We start from the raw sequence: 16,178 nt of genomic DNA, 5'->3' as shown, positions 1-16,178 counted from the left end.
CAGATACTGTTTTAACTTTTAATATATAGGTTATTAGCGGCGAAAACTATCTTAACTTGAGTAATAAATCTTCATTAAGGTTAAATGCTAGTCATCTTTTGTGCTGTGATCCAAAGCCTGATTGGCTTTGACATTCTCTTTATTTATCAAATCTTTATTTATTGGCTCATGACTTATTTCATCATTTGCCGTCTTTGTTTTTTCCATGGGAAATTTTGCGGTTTGTTTCAGTAATATAATATTGGCAATGACAAAACCTAAAACGAATACAATAATGACAATAACAAATATGCTCATAGCTTAAATCATCCTATCTGCTGGCGTTATATTAAATACATAATGAGACAGTATCTGCTCTATATTGTCTATTATGGCTTGTTTACCGCCGATGTCTGATGCGCCTAAACAATCAATTAACCACTGAGGGTTTTGCTGAAGAGCATCTTGATATTGTGATGAAAGCGGTTGGTAAGACAAATGCCATGGCTCAGGTGCAACGCCAGCATTATCACTCTGATAAGGTAAATAAAATCCAAACTTATGGCTGTTGTCTATTATCCATTTTGATAGCTGAACAAAAGGGCCTTGAGTATATTCACTTGGTACTAATTGCAATTGGTAATCGGCTGGCACTGCATTTTTGTCGTAAATGTCGATGTCTGTGCCCCAATGGTGACGGCTTGTACCAGGTAAGGCTGAGTAAGTTAAAATCGCTTGTACTTTTTCCCAGTCAGTTAACTTTGTCATATCAATGGTTTGCTGTTGTCTATCTAATACCGGTCTAAGGTTATTAAACTTAGCATTCCATATTGCCAACTGGCGTTCAAAATTTCTAAACCCAGAGGCAATGCAAATATCAAAACCAGCTTGTTTCCCTTCTTGTTGTAATAACAAAAACGCATCTGCCATTTTTACGTTAACAAACGTACCTTGGCCTATATCGACAATGTGCTCGTCAGTGGTGCCTAGTGTTTGGTTTTTATTTGATTCAAATAGCATTTAAGTTCCGTAATTATTCCAATCTAGTTATAACCGTTATTTATAATAAAGTACGTTCTAGGATTTTTTCATACATGAGAGTTAAGTCATCAAGTTCTTGTACACCCACAGACTCATTAATTTTATGAATAGTGGCGTTACATGGACCTAATTCAATAACTTGTGCACCCGTTGGTGCAATAAAACGTCCGTCGGATGTGCCACCAGATGTTGAAAGTACAGGCTCTTTGCCAGTCACGTCTTTTATCGCGCTACTGACAGCGTCTATAAATGTACCAGTATCAGTTAAAAACGGTAAGCCGTTATAGGTCCAGTCGAGTTGGTAATTTAATTGGTGTTTGTTAAACAAGGTTTCAACGGTTTCAACAAGTTGAGCCGCGGTAACTTCTGTGGAATAACGGAAATTAAACATAATATCTAATTCACCAGGGATCACATTTCCTGCACCAGTTCCGCCATTTATATTAGAAACTTGAAAACTCGTTGGTGGGAAATAATCGTTGCCTTCATCCCACTTAATCTCAGTTAATTCAAATAACGCATGAGCAACATTATGCACTGGGTTATCAGCTAAATGAGGGTAGGCTACATGACCTTGAACGCCATTTACTTTTAAATCACCAGTTAACGAACCCCTACGACCATTTTTTACTATATCACCACAGTAATTGGTACTTGAAGGCTCACCAACTAAACACCAAGTGATCTTTTCGTTACGCTTTTCTAATGTATCTATCACTTTCATTGTGCCATTAATGAACGGACCTTCTTCATCGCTGGTAATTAAAAATGCAATAGAACCTTTGTGATCTGGATGCTTAGTAACAAAATTCTCAGTTGCCACCACCATCGCGGCTAAACTGCCTTTCATATCGGCCGCACCACGAGCATATAACATACCGTCAACTATGGTTGGCTCAAATGGTGGGTATGTCCATTTACTCACGTCACCAGTTGGGACAACGTCAGTGTGACCAGCAAAACAAAAAACGGGTTCTTGTTTTCCTTTACGTGCCCACATATTTAAGGTGTCGACGTAAAACAAAGACTCGATATCAAAACCTAACTTTTCTAAACGTGACGCCATAAGTTGTTGGCAGCCTGCATCTTCAGGAGTAACAGACGGCTTACTGAGTAAGTCTATGGCTAATTCGAGTGTGCTGGATAGCTTAGTCATACGAGCGTTTCCTATCGGTTAAAAATTTCAGCGTATTGAGCGTCTTTAAAACCAATATATAATTGATTACCAACACTTAAAATAGGGCGCTTTATCATAGCTGGGGAAAGTAACATCTGTTCTATTGCCATTGCTTCATCAATATTGTCTTTGATTGCGCTGTCTAATTGACGAAAGGTGGTGCCTCGTTTATTTAACACTAATTCCCAATCTAAGTTTTGACAGGTATTTATCAGCCATTGTTTATCAAGGCCGTCCACACGATAGTCATGAAAAGTATATTCAATCCCTTGATTGTCTAACCATTTTCTGGCTTTTTTTATCGTGTCGCAGTTTTTTATACCGTACATAGTGATCATAAAGTTACTTCTTTTTTATAGGTTTGGCTGTTGAAATATTGGGTGTTGTGGCTTTAGGTGTTCCAGCTTTAGGGGCTGCAGGTTTAGGAACTAATGAGAAAACAGGATCTGAGCCTATTTGCACATGTTTATGAAAAACTTCAATCGACTTAAATGCTTTAACGTCGAGTAAAATAAAATATAAATAAACAGGTTTCATGTGTTGATTCATTTTATACAAATCAACAACTAATAAAGGGTCGTTAATATTTACGGCTTGTCCAATAGTGACCAATGGCTTGATGCCTATGCCATTGAACTGGATATATTCAAAAGAGAACTGCAGTAAAAAACGTAACTTGTTTTTAGCTTGAATAATCACCTTGCCATGGCTCGGTGTTATGTCAATAACCGTACCGCTAATTGGCGAGTTCACCTGATGACCTTCCATTTTAATCGCCACGCCTTCGCCAGCGCGTTTATAAAATGATTGGTTACCAGCAAGTTTTGCAATGTTAAATACTTTACCTGATACAGGCGCACCTATCTTTATGCCTTTGGCTAAGTCTGGCGTGGTAAAATTAACAATGGAGTGAAATAACATAGTTTATGATTAAGCCTCGTCAGTTAGCACTCTATATTCATTATTACGCAGTTGTTTAATTGCTGTTGGTACGGCGTCTTTCTTCACTAAGATATAGTCGGTATCAAAAGTAGAGATAACAAAAATACTAATATCCGCCGCCGCAAGTACGCCAGAAATATTGGATAATATTCCGGTTAATGAGAAGCCTAATGGCCCCAACACTTCAAGTGCGACCCAATCATCTTCATGCTCTAAACTCTCGAGTTGAATATATGAAGGGCAGACGACGGAAAGCTCGTCGGGTGTTTTACTAATAAAATAAATAGGCGATGAAAATACCGCCGTAGGGACTGATTGATCATGATCAAAACTGTGAACAGAAAACGATTCGGCTAATACCTGCAAAGTTTGTTTTGGCATAAATAACAATCCTTTTAAAAATCTTAAACGCTATATTAACTGAATATACTATGTTTAATTAAAAAAAACAGTTATCTCTTATTAAATTTATCTATGTTAAATAGCTATAATTTATAGTTAATGGTGACTTTTTAAATTAACTTGAATGTTTTCCACAATATCTGTGGATAACTTTGTGGGGTTCCAATTCACAACTTTGTAACTTGTTGTAATTGTTGGTTATTTTAAAACGATCAAAAGGTGTCATATTTTGAACAGTCGTACAATTAACTCGCAGTTATAGCGAGTTAAACTAGCAATTAATAAACAAAAAGAGACGCTAACGTCTCTTTTTGTAAGTTTAACAGTTAAAAATACAAGTTTAATCCTTTGCTTGGATCGCAGTTAATGCAATTGTGTAAACAATGTCATCAACCAATGCGCCACGAGATAAGTCATTAACTGGTTTTCTCATTCCTTGTAACATAGGACCAATACTAACAACATGAGCACTACGCTGTACTGCTTTATATGTTGTGTTACCCGTGTTTAAGTCTGGGAATATAAACACTGTGGCTTGACCTGCAACTGGGCTATTTGGTGCTTTTTTCTTAGCAACATTTTCCATAACCGCAGCGTCGTATTGTAATGGACCATCAATAATAAGATCTGGACGTAGTTTTTTAGCAATTTCAGTCGCTTGTCTTACTTTATCAACATCGGCACCAACGCCTGAGGTTCCCGTTGAGTAACTTATCATCGCAACTTTAGGCTCAATACCAAACGACTTAGCTGAATCAGCAGATTGAATAGCAATATCAGCAAGCTGTTCTGCATTTGGGTCTGGATTAATAGCACAGTCACCGTAAACCAATACCTGGTCTGGCAATAACATAAAGAATATAGACGACACTAAGTTTGAACCCGGCGCTGTTTTAATTAACTGTAACGGCGGACGAATAGTATTCGCGGTGGTACTCACGGCACCAGATACTAAACCATCAACTTCATCTAGCGCTAGCATCATAGAAGCAAGCACCACGTTATCTTGTAATTGTTCTTCAGCGACAACGGCAGTTAAACCTTTGTGCTTTCTAAGCTCAACCATAGGGGCAATGTAACGATTACGAATTTTATCAGGGTTCTCAATGATCACATTTTGATTAAGCTCAACACCTTGTTGTGATGCAATCAGTTTGATCTCATCTGCATCACCAAGTAATACACATTTGGCTATACCTCTTTGACCACAAATAGCTGCTGCTTTGATGGTTCTTGGTTCATTACCTTCAGGCAGAACAATAGTGCGGTTAGCTTTCTTGGCTTTATCTACTAACAAGTATCTAAATGCAGCTGGAGACAGTTTACGTGACTTAGCTACATTTTGGATCATGTCGGTGATCCACTCTTTAGAGATATGATTTGCCATATGCTCTTTTACGCGTTCAATTCTTTGTTCGTCGTCGGTAGGGACTTCCATATTAAACTTTTGTAATAGCAAAGAGGTTTCCCACGTTGCTGTTTCTGTTAATAACACAGGGACGCCAGTTTCAAAGGCTTGTTTACAAAGGTTTAAGATAGTTGGTTCTGGCATAAAGCCACCCGTTAACAAAATAGCACCTAACTTAGTCCCATTCATTGCTGCAAGAGAAGCAGCGACCAATACATCTGAGCGGTCTCCTGGGGTCACTAATAAAACACCAGGTTGAACACTGCCTAAAATATTACCAACGGTGCGCGCACAGAATGTAATACTTCTTAAGCGCCTGAATTCCATGTCGCCTTGGTTTAATACTTTAGCACCTAAGTACTTTTGTAAGTCTTGCACCCTTGGCGCAATCAACTCAGGGTTCCAAGGAACACAACCAAGCATTTTGAACTTATGTCTAAAAATAGACATCTGCTGGTACTTATGTGCGGCATCTTCAATGGCTGAGTCCGCTAGTTGTTCGGTAAAGTCATTGGCCAGGTTGCCCTGGATATCCTTAGGCGCATTTATTTTATTGAAAATACAGCCTATAACTTGTTCTTTATCAAACCCACCGTAATTGTCTGCCGCAATTTCTAATTGATCTTCTAAAGAGTCAATGTGCTCGCCACCTGGAGCGATAACAAATACAACATCAGCACCTAGTGCCGAGGCAATTTGTCGGTTAATTTTGTTGGCATAAGCTTGGTGTTTGGTTGGCACTAAACCTTCAATGACTACGGCGTCATTGGAGTCTATTTTAGACTCAAAGCGGCCAACAATTTCTTCTAATAAAACATCAACATTACCATCACCAATTAAGGTTTCTGCATACGTTAAGTCAAAAGGCTCTGGTGGATTAAGGTGAGATAAGTTACGAAAAATCTCGGTGCTTTTTTCAGGGCCATTTTCGCCTAGTTTAGGCTGTGAAATAGGTTTGAAAAAGTTGACGTTTACCGCCTGGCGCTCCATGGCACGTACTAAACCCATGGTAATTGACGTTAAACCAACACCAAATCCAACGGGGACTAACATAATTCTATGGGACATATTATTTACTCTCAGATAGTCGAGCAGCGTCTTGAGCGATAACCCATTCTTCATTGGTTGGGATCACTAAAACTTTAAACTGCGAGTCAGGCGCTTGGATTTCACCAAAAGCACCAAAACGAGCTTTCTCATTTAGGTCTTTGGCTAACTTTATGTTTAATATAGATAATTGGCTGATAACTTGTGCACGAATATAATCTGAGTTTTCACCAATACCACCGGTAAACACAATCGCATCTAAGTGCGAAAGGGCGACTGTGTATGAAGCAATATATTTAGCAACACGGTAGCAGAAAACATCTAACGCTAATTTAGCTTGTTCTTTCAGCTTTTTATCATCACCAAAAACAGCCTCTTCAAGTGTGCGACAGTCGTTACTCATTTTAGATAAGCCTAATAAACCACTTTGCTTATTTAATAAGTCATCAATTTGTTGTCCGCTGTAGTTGAATTGATTCATTAAATAAATAATAAGGCCAGGGTCAACATCGCCACTGCGAGTGCCCATAACTAAACCTTCAGCTGGGGTTAAACCCATTGAAGTATCAACACTTTGACCATTTTCTATGGCACAAATAGAACAGCCATTACCTAAATGAACGGTAATAACGGAAGTTTCAGCTGGCGATTGTTTTAAATGTTTGGCGGCTTCTTGGCTAACAAAGTAATGACTAGTGCCATGAAAGCCATAACGGCGTAAGCCTTTGCCTGTGTACAAATCACGATCTATCGCATACATATAAGCGTGTTGCGGCATAGTTTGATGAAATGCAGTATCAAATACAACTACTTGTGGCAAGGTTGGAAAACTTTTTTGAGCGGCCTGAATGCCAACTAAATTGGCTGGATTGTGTAACGGTGCGAGGCCACTGGTTCTTATAATTTCATTAATTACATGTTCGGTAACAATTACAGATGATGTGAAAACTTCTCCACCATGAACCACTCTGTGTCCAACAGCAGTTAACGAGTTACTTAAATTTTTAGTATGTAAGTCACTAACTAAATATTCTATAGCACCTAAATGCTGGTTGTTTTCGGTTAATTTAACAACTTGTTTTTCACCATTGTATTTAATAGCTATTGTTGCTTTATTAGAGCCTAAACGTTCGGCTAAACCAGAGATCACGGTTTCAGCTGTCGTACTATTAATAACGGCAAACTTCAACGAAGAGCTACCACAGTTTAAAACTAGAATATTTTTTTCAGAACTCATAGTTACCTTAAGTTTTTGAACTTCATAATTAAAGTAAGTATTCTAGTACAAATATTTAGTTTAAGAAATTGTTATAACGTCCCTTGGTCGCATACTACTAAGTTACTGTTATACTGATGGCATATTCGTTGGATTAATTACACGTTAATAAAGGTGATTGTTATTTTAGTTACTACCTTAAATGCAGGTTATAAATTTAGCCAAACATGGCCTAAAAAAGAACCTTATTTACTTTCATTCCCTCAAACTGGTTACATTAAACTTGCCGACTTATCGTTAACGGTTGCTCCCGTTATTGCGTTTATTACCGCCTGGTTACAGCTGTCTTATATAGGCATGGAAAGTTTAAATACCGCATTGGCGATGTCACTATTAATTTTGTCGTTACCCGTTCATGGTTATTACTTACTGGGCAAACAAGCAGAAGCTCGTTTATCGAGTGGCTTAAAAAGCTGGTACAAAGAAATTGAAGAACAATTACAAAAAAGTAATAAATTAATAAAAGAGGGCGACGTTAAAAAGTCGAATTCACAGAAGTTAACGTATATGGACTTGGCTAAGCTGTTGAAAGTAAGATTTGAGCGGGGGTAGTTTTATTTGTAAGAAACACTGTTTATTAAAACAGTTCCATCACACTTTCCCCTATATTTATGTAAACGACCCATTGGGTCATTTATCATCTAAGACCAGCTAATCTAATTTCTATTAATTCCTGTTCTGGTAAGAAGTTAAATAATCTGATACTAATAAGCTATGTATGAAAATGAGAAAGTTTTCGGCAGAAAAACGGCCCATTGGGTCGATATTAAATTGTTATAACTCAAGGAGGATTTATGAGTACGAATCAAAGTAATCAGAATATATTTCGTTTTATTTTACTTAAAGGTGTTTTAGGTTGGGGTATTCCTACGGCTATTGTTTTTCAATTAATTATGCATTTAACGGGTGAACGAAACTTTTTCGATGGGCTAATTTCTTCTATAATAATATTTCCAATTACAGGGATATTTTTTGGTTATTTTCTGTGGAAGTCAAAAAGTAAAAAATCACTTAAACAATAGACTTGTGGTATTTGAGTTATAACAAGCCCCTGAACTCCGACAATGATTAGTTGTCACGGTTTTGGCAAACAACGCAAAAAGCCACGCCAACACATTGCGTGTTAGGCGGGCGTTAGTTTACAAATATAGGATTGTGCAATGTTCGAGGTGTTTAAGAAAAAGAAATCGAATGGTTATTCGAGCAACTGGATATAATTGAGGGAATTATGAGAAAGCACTTAGTTATTATGGCAACGTTATTTTTATTATCGGCTTGTGGAGGCACTTCAAGATTAGAAGACACCTCTAATCTTGGTTCAATTTCTGAACCGATAAATCCTTCCGAAAATTTGGCTATTCCTGACAATAGAAATAAACTTTCCTACCAAATATTAATTATAGGTAATAGTCATGTTAGTGGCATTCAGTCATTGCTAACTACAATTTTTGAAAACAATAATGAAGCTAAAAATGTAACTATTGAAACACGTAAAGGTCAATTCCTTGATACGATAGTTAATGATGGAAATATTACTGAGTTGATTAACAATCAAAAATGGACTCATGTTATATTGCAAGGGCAAAAGTACTCTCAAAGTCAAATGAGACTTTATCCAACTGATGCTACAATTCTTTGGATACAGCGTGCTAAAGCAGTTGGAGCAACACCTATATTGTTTCCAGAACACCCGCCTTTTGGCAAACTAAAAGAGGCAGAATATGTGCACAATATTCATAAAGAAATGGCGACTGAGCAATCAAGTTGTGTTGCACCTGTAGGATTAACGTGGAATAGCACGTTATCAATATTACCCAGTTTAAAACTTCATAGTCCAGATGGAAATCATGCTTCAACGTTAGGGGCAACACTTACCTCATTTGTATTGTATGAAACAATTACTGGTGAATCTGCTGATTTATTACCATTTATTGATACATTACAAGGTGACGAAACTACTCAGGCATTATTTGGCCAAATAGCCTCTGAAACTATTACTAACAATCTACCTTGTCAGTTTTAAATGAAGCTTGTTTGCAATAATTGATCTTACAGTCGTAGAGGTCGTTAGCAAATAAAAAGGCCACCCACCTTAATTTGACAGTTATTTAAAGTACACTAAACCCACACGGACCTATATTGGTACGTGGTTTTGCTTATGCTATCTGTAATAAAAGTGAAGGCGGAGGATGGTATCTTATAGGTGGGATTTTATACCTTGTTGTTAGCCTGCTTTTAATGTTTAATTATTTTATGACTATTGTCATTTCCCTTCTTATGTCGGATTTTGGGTTATTATTTAGAGGATTAATGGCTATTGGAATATCCATTCAATTAAAAATAATGAGCGTGCTTAATTAGGGTTCGACATTGATATCAGTAATTGGAACAATAGTTTTTCATTTTAATTCCCCCATTTATTGGGGGTTTAAGCATTGTTTATATAACAGCCTTAATATTTATAATGATAGTTTTCCTTAGAATATTGTTAGGCTTCAACTTAAAAAGTGAACTATAAAAATGAACTATAAAAATATTACCGTAGCTGGAAGTGGTGTTTTAGGATACCAAATTGCTTTTCAATCAGCATTTCATGGGTTTCATGTCACTGTTTATGATATAAATGATGAGGTTTTAGCGAAAGCGAAGACAAAGTTTACAGCCATGAGTGAAGCATTTAAACAAGATTTAAATGCTACGCAAGAACAATTGGATAAGACTTATAAGCAACTAAGTTATTCTTCAGATTTAGCAGAAGCTGTAAAAAATGCAGATTTATTAATAGAAGCAGTTCCTGAAAATCCCCAAATTAAAATTGATTTTTACCACAAGTTAACAAAAGTGGCCCCTGAGAAAACTATTTTTGTAACTAATTCGTCAACACTTTTACCTAGTCAATTTGCGGATGTTACTGGAAGACCTTCTAAGTTTTTAGCTCTGCACTTTGCTAATACTATTTGGATTCACAATACAGCAGAAATTATGGGGCATCCGACTACCGATCCAAAAGTTTTTGAAGATGTAGTGAGTTTTGCTAAAGCTATAGGAATGTTGGCTTTGCCGCTATATAAAGAACAAGCTGGTTACATTCTAAATTCTCTATTAGTGCCTTTGTTAAGTGCAGCAACCAATTTATTAGTAAATGAAGTGGCAGATGTAGAAACCATAGATAAAACATGGATGAAAGCAACTGGGGCGCCTTTGGGGCCTTTTGGGATTTTGGATGTTGTAGGGATTACAACAGCTTATAATATTAATAAAATGGCAGCTGATAAAACCAAGGATCCGTTAAAGATTAAAGCAGTAAAATATCTAAAAGATAATTATTTAGATAAAAATAAATTAGGTGTTTCAACAAGGGAAGGGTTCTATAAATATCCAGCTCCAACGTATGAAAAACCTGATTTTTTAAAAGAGTAATGAACGGTTTCTGTTTTAACCGAATGAGAATGAAAGTTAATTCTTAGTTGAAAAGTAGGTGTTAAAAATTCACTCGATACTGTATTGGCTATAAACAAGGCCATCCACTTAAATTTGACAGTTGTTTGAATGGAGTTATTTAAGTGCGTAATAAATTCAACGCGTTCAAGCAAAAAAACAGTTGGCTTTCACTTCTTCGTTGCTTATTTTAGCCAACTATTATTTACACCTTAAAAGCGTGGGGTAGCTGTTATGATTTCTTGGCCATGCATGTTGAAACTTGATGGTGATGATGAGCTTATTTACTTAGATTCTCTACAAAATTTGAATTCAGAATGTAGCGAACTTATTTTTAGTGACGATGATTATGTTATTGACTCATTAGGTCATTGTTATCTAATAGAGGTTATCTCAGGGAAGCTTGAATTGACTAAAGAAGATAGGGCGTTGTCTACTGATGAAGCCACTGACTTAATACGTGCTCATGAATTTAATAAAGCTTCAGTTTGTCTTACTAAAATCTATTTTTTAACCGTCTCTGAAGCTATTGGGTCGTTAGCTAGTTAAAAATAAAAGTGACACTGGTTTTTAAATCTAATAAAAAGCGAACTCTTAGTTCGCTTTCATTTTATATTTTATTGTTTTTACTTACCGCTTATAGCTTACGACTTACCGCTGTTTTTATCATCTAATAAACTCATTAATTCAGGCAGTGGCATTGGTTTACTGAAGTAAAAACCTTGGTAGTGATAACACCCTAAGGTTTTTAAACATTCCAGTTCTGCGGAGGTTTCTACGCCTTCAGCTAATACTTCCATATTAAGCATTTTCCCTAAGCTAATTATCATAGTCGCTATCGCAATGCTTTCATTACTTTGGTCTATGTTGGTCACAAATGAACGGTCTATTTTTAACACGTTAGCTGGGATGCGTTGTAGGTAGGTTAATGATGAATAACCTGTGCCAAAATCATCAATAGCGCAGCCAATATTTTCTGCCTTTAAGTTACGCAGTAGCTCAATTGAGGTATCTATATTTTCAATCAATAAACTTTCTGTTAGCTCTAAGGTGAGGTGGCTTGGGATAATATTGTGGCTTTTAATTGTCTTTAATATGAGTGACTGAAAGTCGTGTTGGATCAGTTGCTTGGCACTAATGTTAATGGCGATATTTCTAAAAGTAGTCGGTAAGTGTTTTTGTTCTAATTGATAGATATCTCGGCACGCTTGTTCAAGCACCCATTGGCCAATATCTAAAATTAAATCCGTTTCTTCTGCAATTGGAATGTAAATAGAAGGGGATTCCATTCCGAAAATAGGGTGTGCCCAACGGATCAGCGCTTCGGCTCCAATTATGTCGCCATTGTGATTGTATTGAGCCTGATAATATAACTTAAACTCATTATTGGTTAAGCCTTGCTTCATGGCATCGCTGTAAGCTAAACGCTTATTGATCTTGTCTGACATGTCGGTGTGATACTGCATACCTTGTAATGTATTGGCTTTTTTAGCTTCATACATGGCTATATCAGCAAACTTAATGATGTTGGTTACGTCACTACTTTGCTGTGGAAATATGGCGTAGCCAATACAGCACGTTAACTTGTATGAGTTACTTTCGAAAATGATAGGTACGGACAAAAGCTTATTGATTTTTTGTATCGTCTGTTCAATTACTCTTTGATGATCATCGGGTAACTTTTTGATAACTAAAATAAATTCATCGCCGCCAAAACGAGCTACGTCGATATTTTCATTCGCTAGACTTTGTAATCTTTGGGCAAAAGATAATAGTACTTGATCGCCAATGGTATGGCCCATAACGTCATTAATGGGTTTAAACTTATTTAAGTCTATGAAAATAACACTACCACTGTGTGAGTCAAAAACTGCGTTGGTAATGGCGTGGTCTAATAAATTATTTAGATGCTGGCGGTTGATTAATCCGGTTAATCCGTCGTGTTGTGCATGGTAAATAACTTGTTTTTCAGCGACTTCTCTTGAGTGTATTTCTTGAACCAAAGAGTCATGGACAATGGAGGAATAGCAGCTTGTTGCTAGCTTTTGCAAAATAGGGGTAAGGGCTTTTTGTATCGTATCTTCTAGAGGATAATGCGTTTCAAAAATCAATAAACCTTGCTGAGGGATAATAAAGCCAAACAAGTACTGTGAGTTATGACACTGGAATGAATGTGGCTGCTGTATCTCATCTAACTCTTTTACAAAAGAAGATAGCTCTCGGTCAGCACAGGACGCTTGCCCATCCTTCATTTTTGGTATGCTTAATAAATGTTGATGAGGGGCACTTTGCTGTGTCGCCAATTTGATGGGAAGGCCATTGTCGTCACAATACATATAAATATGGCCACTGGTTAAATTGAGACGATTGAAACACACCTTTAAAAAAACTTTTAACATGTCTTTAAGATCTAACTTGTTACCAATAGCCATGGCAATTTCATGTTGTAAAGAAATTATAAATAGTGCGTTGTTCATTGTGTTTTTGATCCTTAAGCTTACTTATCAAGCTATCCCTAAAGTTACCAAGAGCCCATAACCGTTGATTTGTTAAGTAGTTTTATGGCTCCACTTTCGCTATTTGTAATTTCACCAAAACACACCACACCAAATAATGTTTGCTCGGATGTGTGTTTAGATATTGAATCAAGCTCTAGATTAAACTTATCACCCAAATATAATGCACGGCTAATACAATCAAATACCATAGTCGCAGAAAAATCAATTTTATCGGCAGAAGCATCAAGATTAGTGGTGGCTTTTATCGCCGCATCTTGGGCTGCTGCAATTAAAGAATCTGAACTGCCTTTAAGCAAATACACCATAGAATTAACCGGAATACTTCCCACACATTGTAGATAACCGTCTTTGGTTAAAACAGGGTCTCGTACAATAAGTTGATTGTTAATGCCTTGTATTCCTAAAGGGTAATTTTTAGCAATCTCAAAGAAATTGCTCTCATCAAACCTAAGGCTACTAATGCTTTCAATTTCATCTTTATAAAGACTGAATGCTGGTTGGTAATCTAAACTCATGACCGTTTGTTTATCTACTTCAGAAACAAGGAAAGGGCCTTTTAGTATTTGCCAACCATGGGTTGCTGCTGTGGTTATTTTACTCTTTAAAGCCACGATTTGAATAGCGTCGTCAATTAAGCCGTCATTGGTAAATAAACAAGGTGTTTGCTTAAATTCTAAATTACCGGCTCCGCCGCCTATAATATTTGTTTGATAATCTAAACACTCAAATAAGCAGTCAAGAAAGTCTTCAGTGTTATTAACCAGCGAGTCGTAAAACATCAGCAAACTGCCATTGCTTGATACTTGAGCGTTCATAAGTGAAGTTTGTTCTATGGCTTCAACTAATTGTTCATCTGTGATTAGTTTGGATGCCTGGCGAATAAGGCTTATGTCAACTTCTTGCTCAAAACCTATGATAATGCAGCCTTGTTCCATCAGTTGATTTTTATAAATTAACTGAGGGTAAATACCACCGCAAATAGGTAGGGGGCAGGCAGAAAGTAAAGGATTGATTTGCGGTGCTGTAAACTGATTATCTTGGCATGCAAGAATTAATAGACTCGACGCATCACTAGATAAGGCTAGCTTTAAGCCTGATTCAAACTCAGAGATTGAGTGGCCATTGTTATGCCAAGTAAATAATACACTACTCATTAAGTACTAATTGAAAATTCCAGTTGAATAAGTCGCTAATATAACAAATTTATTACAGTAAAGACATAGTGGCTCTATGTTTGAGCATAGTTCTAATAAGTTATTTGTCATTAAATTCCTTTAATTAAGTAAATACGAATATTTTTTCATCTAAAATCTTCAACTTAGCTTTTTAGTTAGGTTTTATTCTTGTCTGTGATGTCAGGTTTCCTATGGGCTTTGAAATAAATTTCTTTTGTACATTTAACGTAACGCAAAGTACCCGATTAACTCAAAAGTACCCGATAAGCTTTGCCAAAGTCACTGTTTGGTAAATAGGTGTCTGGGTCGTGTTCTCTAATGCGCCATGCGTTGACGGTCATTTGTAATTTCCCGTTCACCTTCTTAAAGCCAACCGTCATAAAGTGCTCTCGTGTACGTTCCTTTGGATATGGTGAGAACAGGAAGCCTTTCTTGGTGCTTACTGAAAAGTCTTGGTAGTAAGAGACTGTTTGTTGTTGCCAACCTTTGGGTAAACTGTCTGAGTGAGGAAATTGTTCTGGAGTAAACTCAGGTTTAGCGGTTGCGATGCCGTTTAGGTAAGTTAAGTTGGACATAGGAGAAGATATGACTTCAGTTAATGTCGCTCCGTTATCACCAATTGGACAAGAGGCAATACGTCCATAATGAACATCACCAGATAGGATCACAATATTGTTGCCTGTACTGCCCAATGCCTCCAATAATTGTTTATATTGTGCGTTAAAGCTCAACAGATTTCTTTCTGTATTGTTCACGTTAACAATAAGCGGCTGAGGGATAACTAACACGCCAGGGCTGGTAAGTGACTCGGCCCAGTTGATTAATTGCTTAAATGCGGTTGGTGGTAAAAAGTTTCTTTTAGACCGGTAAGATCGTAAGTCAGCAAGGCAAAAGGATAGGTCGTTACCAATGTTAAAGGTTTCAACTTTGGGAGAACGTTGAATGTTTTTAACTGCATCTTTAGATGCTCGGGTCCAATGTTCACGTACACTTTGTAATTTTAATGCCAGTAATTGTGGAATGAGCGAGTCATGAAATGGATAGTCATTCCAATATTCATGATCGTCTGGCAACATCCAGGTACCGCCTCTGTTTAATATACCGCCTAATAGTTGCCAATTTTCCGCGTAATCACTACCAATTCGTTGTCTTATTTCATCGGGATCTCTGGAAAGAGAGTCAAAGCCGATATCTAAATAGACCTGATCACCAGTTAAGAAGGTGATGTCTGGTTTTATATCCTTATGGCCTCTTTCATAAAGTGCCTGGTAGGCTTCAGCCGCACGTCCACCGTCTCTATGAGGATAAAAACAACTCGCTAAACCAACAGTGAAAGAAGATTGCTCAGAAATTTGCTCAGGCAATGTTGATAAATACGCATTTCTTAAAGGGACCCAGCCAATTGGTAATGTTTGTTCATCAGGTGCAATATACCGTTCAAAACGAACGCTGTAACAGGTGTTGGGCTTTAAATTGTCAAAGGTTTGCAGTGAGAAAAAACGTTTTTTAGTGAAACTGAAAGGGCGTTTCCAATTGGATTTTTGAATGTATTTGGTTTGGACAATTTTGCCATCTTCAATAAGGTGTACACGAGCATGTTTAGGTTTTATAAGCGTAGTGAAAAGTGTTCCAACCCATACCTCGGCACTGGTAGTGGTTACTCTATGCACCGCAATAGCCCACTTACTTGTGTCGGTATTGTAGTTTTGCATTACATTGTTTGAGTTAGAGCTTTCTTGCGTGTGAGCCGTCAATTGGAAATCCTTCTCGTTTA

General features: G+C 37.1%; 16 protein-coding genes. 5 read left to right on the top strand and 11 right to left on the bottom strand.

Features of this window, described 5'->3' with window-relative positions; translation table 11 throughout:
- Positions 1–87: 87 nt before the first annotated feature.
- The 8 genes from BTO11_RS12405 to BTO11_RS12370 all read right to left on the bottom strand — a co-directional run bounded on the left by BTO11_RS12405 (position 88) and on the right by BTO11_RS12370 (position 7,233).
- On the bottom strand, positions 88–297 hold the full coding sequence (locus BTO11_RS12405) for a DUF2897 family protein (protein WP_105052901.1): 210 nt from the start codon (positions 295–297) through the stop codon (positions 88–90).
- 3 nt (positions 298–300) lie between these two features.
- A complete protein-coding gene (locus BTO11_RS12400; RefSeq protein ID WP_105052900.1) occupies positions 301–999 on the bottom strand; it encodes a M15 family metallopeptidase in 699 nt (232 codons plus the stop codon).
- Positions 1,000–1,039: 40 nt separating this feature from the next.
- Positions 1,040–2,176: a succinyl-diaminopimelate desuccinylase gene (dapE, locus tag BTO11_RS12395; RefSeq protein ID WP_105052899.1), complete on the bottom strand. Its 1,137-nt coding sequence runs from the start codon at positions 2,174–2,176 to the stop codon at positions 1,040–1,042.
- Between the two features lie 11 nt (positions 2,177–2,187).
- Positions 2,188–2,535: an ArsC family reductase gene (locus BTO11_RS12390; RefSeq protein ID WP_105052898.1), complete on the bottom strand. Its 348-nt coding sequence runs from the start codon at positions 2,533–2,535 to the stop codon at positions 2,188–2,190.
- Positions 2,536–2,539: 4 nt separating this feature from the next.
- Positions 2,540–3,118: a PTS glucose transporter subunit IIA gene (locus tag BTO11_RS12385; protein WP_105052897.1), complete on the bottom strand. Its 579-nt coding sequence runs from the start codon at positions 3,116–3,118 to the stop codon at positions 2,540–2,542.
- A gap of 9 nt (positions 3,119–3,127) precedes the next feature.
- Positions 3,128–3,520 (bottom strand): ACT domain-containing protein, encoded by a 393-nt coding sequence (locus tag BTO11_RS12380; RefSeq protein WP_105052896.1) that lies wholly within the window; start codon positions 3,518–3,520, stop codon positions 3,128–3,130.
- 361 nt (positions 3,521–3,881) lie between these two features.
- Positions 3,882–6,017, bottom strand: a complete 2,136-nt coding sequence (gene pta, locus BTO11_RS12375; protein ID WP_105052895.1) for a phosphate acetyltransferase — start codon at positions 6,015–6,017, stop codon at positions 3,882–3,884.
- Between the two features lies 1 nt (position 6,018).
- The gene (locus BTO11_RS12370; protein ID WP_105052894.1) at positions 6,019–7,233 is read right to left on the bottom strand and encodes an acetate kinase; all 1,215 of its coding nucleotides are present in this window, start codon (positions 7,231–7,233) and stop codon (positions 6,019–6,021) included.
- A 153-nt stretch (positions 7,234–7,386) separates the two neighbouring features.
- Here BTO11_RS12370 and BTO11_RS12365 point away from each other — a divergent pair, with 153 nt between their 5' ends.
- The 5 genes from BTO11_RS12365 to BTO11_RS12340 all read left to right on the top strand — a co-directional run bounded on the left by BTO11_RS12365 (position 7,387) and on the right by BTO11_RS12340 (position 11,259).
- On the top strand, positions 7,387–7,824 hold the full coding sequence (locus BTO11_RS12365) for a DUF412 family protein (protein ID WP_181135898.1): 438 nt from the start codon (positions 7,387–7,389) through the stop codon (positions 7,822–7,824).
- A gap of 242 nt (positions 7,825–8,066) precedes the next feature.
- Positions 8,067–8,294 carry a hypothetical protein gene (locus tag BTO11_RS12360; protein WP_105052625.1) on the top strand — a complete coding sequence of 76 codons (228 nt, stop codon included), beginning with the start codon at positions 8,067–8,069 and terminating at the stop codon, positions 8,292–8,294.
- 206 nt (positions 8,295–8,500) lie between these two features.
- Positions 8,501–9,295 carry a hypothetical protein gene (locus tag BTO11_RS12355; RefSeq protein ID WP_105052892.1) on the top strand — a complete coding sequence of 265 codons (795 nt, stop codon included), beginning with the start codon at positions 8,501–8,503 and terminating at the stop codon, positions 9,293–9,295.
- Between the two features lie 497 nt (positions 9,296–9,792).
- Positions 9,793–10,692, top strand: coding sequence for a 3-hydroxyacyl-CoA dehydrogenase (locus tag BTO11_RS12345; protein ID WP_105052890.1), 900 nt, complete (start codon positions 9,793–9,795; stop codon positions 10,690–10,692).
- Between the two features lie 252 nt (positions 10,693–10,944).
- Positions 10,945–11,259, top strand: a complete 315-nt coding sequence (locus BTO11_RS12340; protein ID WP_105052889.1) for a DUF4144 domain-containing protein — start codon at positions 10,945–10,947, stop codon at positions 11,257–11,259.
- Between the two features lie 95 nt (positions 11,260–11,354).
- On the opposite strand, the gene BTO11_RS12335 is transcribed toward BTO11_RS12340, so the two are convergent.
- The 3 genes from BTO11_RS12335 to BTO11_RS12325 all read right to left on the bottom strand — a co-directional run bounded on the left by BTO11_RS12335 (position 11,355) and on the right by BTO11_RS12325 (position 16,158).
- Entirely contained in the window at positions 11,355–13,187 is a 1,833-nt protein-coding gene (locus BTO11_RS12335) for a putative bifunctional diguanylate cyclase/phosphodiesterase (RefSeq protein ID WP_105052888.1), read from the bottom strand.
- A gap of 44 nt (positions 13,188–13,231) precedes the next feature.
- Positions 13,232–14,383 (bottom strand): FIST signal transduction protein, encoded by a 1,152-nt coding sequence (locus BTO11_RS12330; RefSeq protein ID WP_105052887.1) that lies wholly within the window; start codon positions 14,381–14,383, stop codon positions 13,232–13,234.
- A 266-nt stretch (positions 14,384–14,649) separates the two neighbouring features.
- Complete coding sequence (locus BTO11_RS12325; protein ID WP_229793297.1) at positions 14,650–16,158, bottom strand: metallophosphoesterase family protein; 1,509 nt, start codon at positions 16,156–16,158, stop codon at positions 14,650–14,652.
- Positions 16,159–16,178: the final 20 nt, after the last annotated feature.

It is taken from the genome of Psychrosphaera saromensis, assembly GCF_002954545.1.
In the GTDB taxonomy this organism is placed as follows: Bacteria; Pseudomonadota; Gammaproteobacteria; order Enterobacterales; family Alteromonadaceae; genus Psychrosphaera; species Psychrosphaera saromensis.
Note: the sequence above shows the minus strand (reverse complement) of the source record. Positions and strands in the feature narration are given on the sequence as shown.

Coding starts and splice junctions, on each gene's coding strand:
- pta (WP_105052895.1), bottom strand. CDS start 6,017: ATGTCCCATAGAATTATGTTAGTCCCCGTTGGATTTGGTGTTGGTTTA.
- BTO11_RS12360 (WP_105052625.1), top strand. CDS start 8,067: ATGAGTACGAATCAAAGTAATCAGAATATATTTCGTTTTATTTTACTT.
- BTO11_RS12340 (WP_105052889.1), top strand. CDS start 10,945: ATGATTTCTTGGCCATGCATGTTGAAACTTGATGGTGATGATGAGCTT.
- dapE (WP_105052899.1), bottom strand. CDS start 2,176: ATGACTAAGCTATCCAGCACACTCGAATTAGCCATAGACTTACTCAGT.
- BTO11_RS12400 (WP_105052900.1), bottom strand. CDS start 999: ATGCTATTTGAATCAAATAAAAACCAAACACTAGGCACCACTGACGAG.
- BTO11_RS12355 (WP_105052892.1), top strand. CDS start 8,501: ATGAGAAAGCACTTAGTTATTATGGCAACGTTATTTTTATTATCGGCT.
- BTO11_RS12335 (WP_105052888.1), bottom strand. CDS start 13,187: ATGAACAACGCACTATTTATAATTTCTTTACAACATGAAATTGCCATG.
- BTO11_RS12390 (WP_105052898.1), bottom strand. CDS start 2,535: ATGATCACTATGTACGGTATAAAAAACTGCGACACGATAAAAAAAGCC.
- BTO11_RS12385 (WP_105052897.1), bottom strand. CDS start 3,118: ATGTTATTTCACTCCATTGTTAATTTTACCACGCCAGACTTAGCCAAA.
- BTO11_RS12380 (WP_105052896.1), bottom strand. CDS start 3,520: ATGCCAAAACAAACTTTGCAGGTATTAGCCGAATCGTTTTCTGTTCAC.
- BTO11_RS12330 (WP_105052887.1), bottom strand. CDS start 14,383: ATGAGTAGTGTATTATTTACTTGGCATAACAATGGCCACTCAATCTCT.
- BTO11_RS12345 (WP_105052890.1), top strand. CDS start 9,793: ATGAACTATAAAAATATTACCGTAGCTGGAAGTGGTGTTTTAGGATAC.
- BTO11_RS12405 (WP_105052901.1), bottom strand. CDS start 297: ATGAGCATATTTGTTATTGTCATTATTGTATTCGTTTTAGGTTTTGTC.
- BTO11_RS12370 (WP_105052894.1), bottom strand. CDS start 7,233: ATGAGTTCTGAAAAAAATATTCTAGTTTTAAACTGTGGTAGCTCTTCG.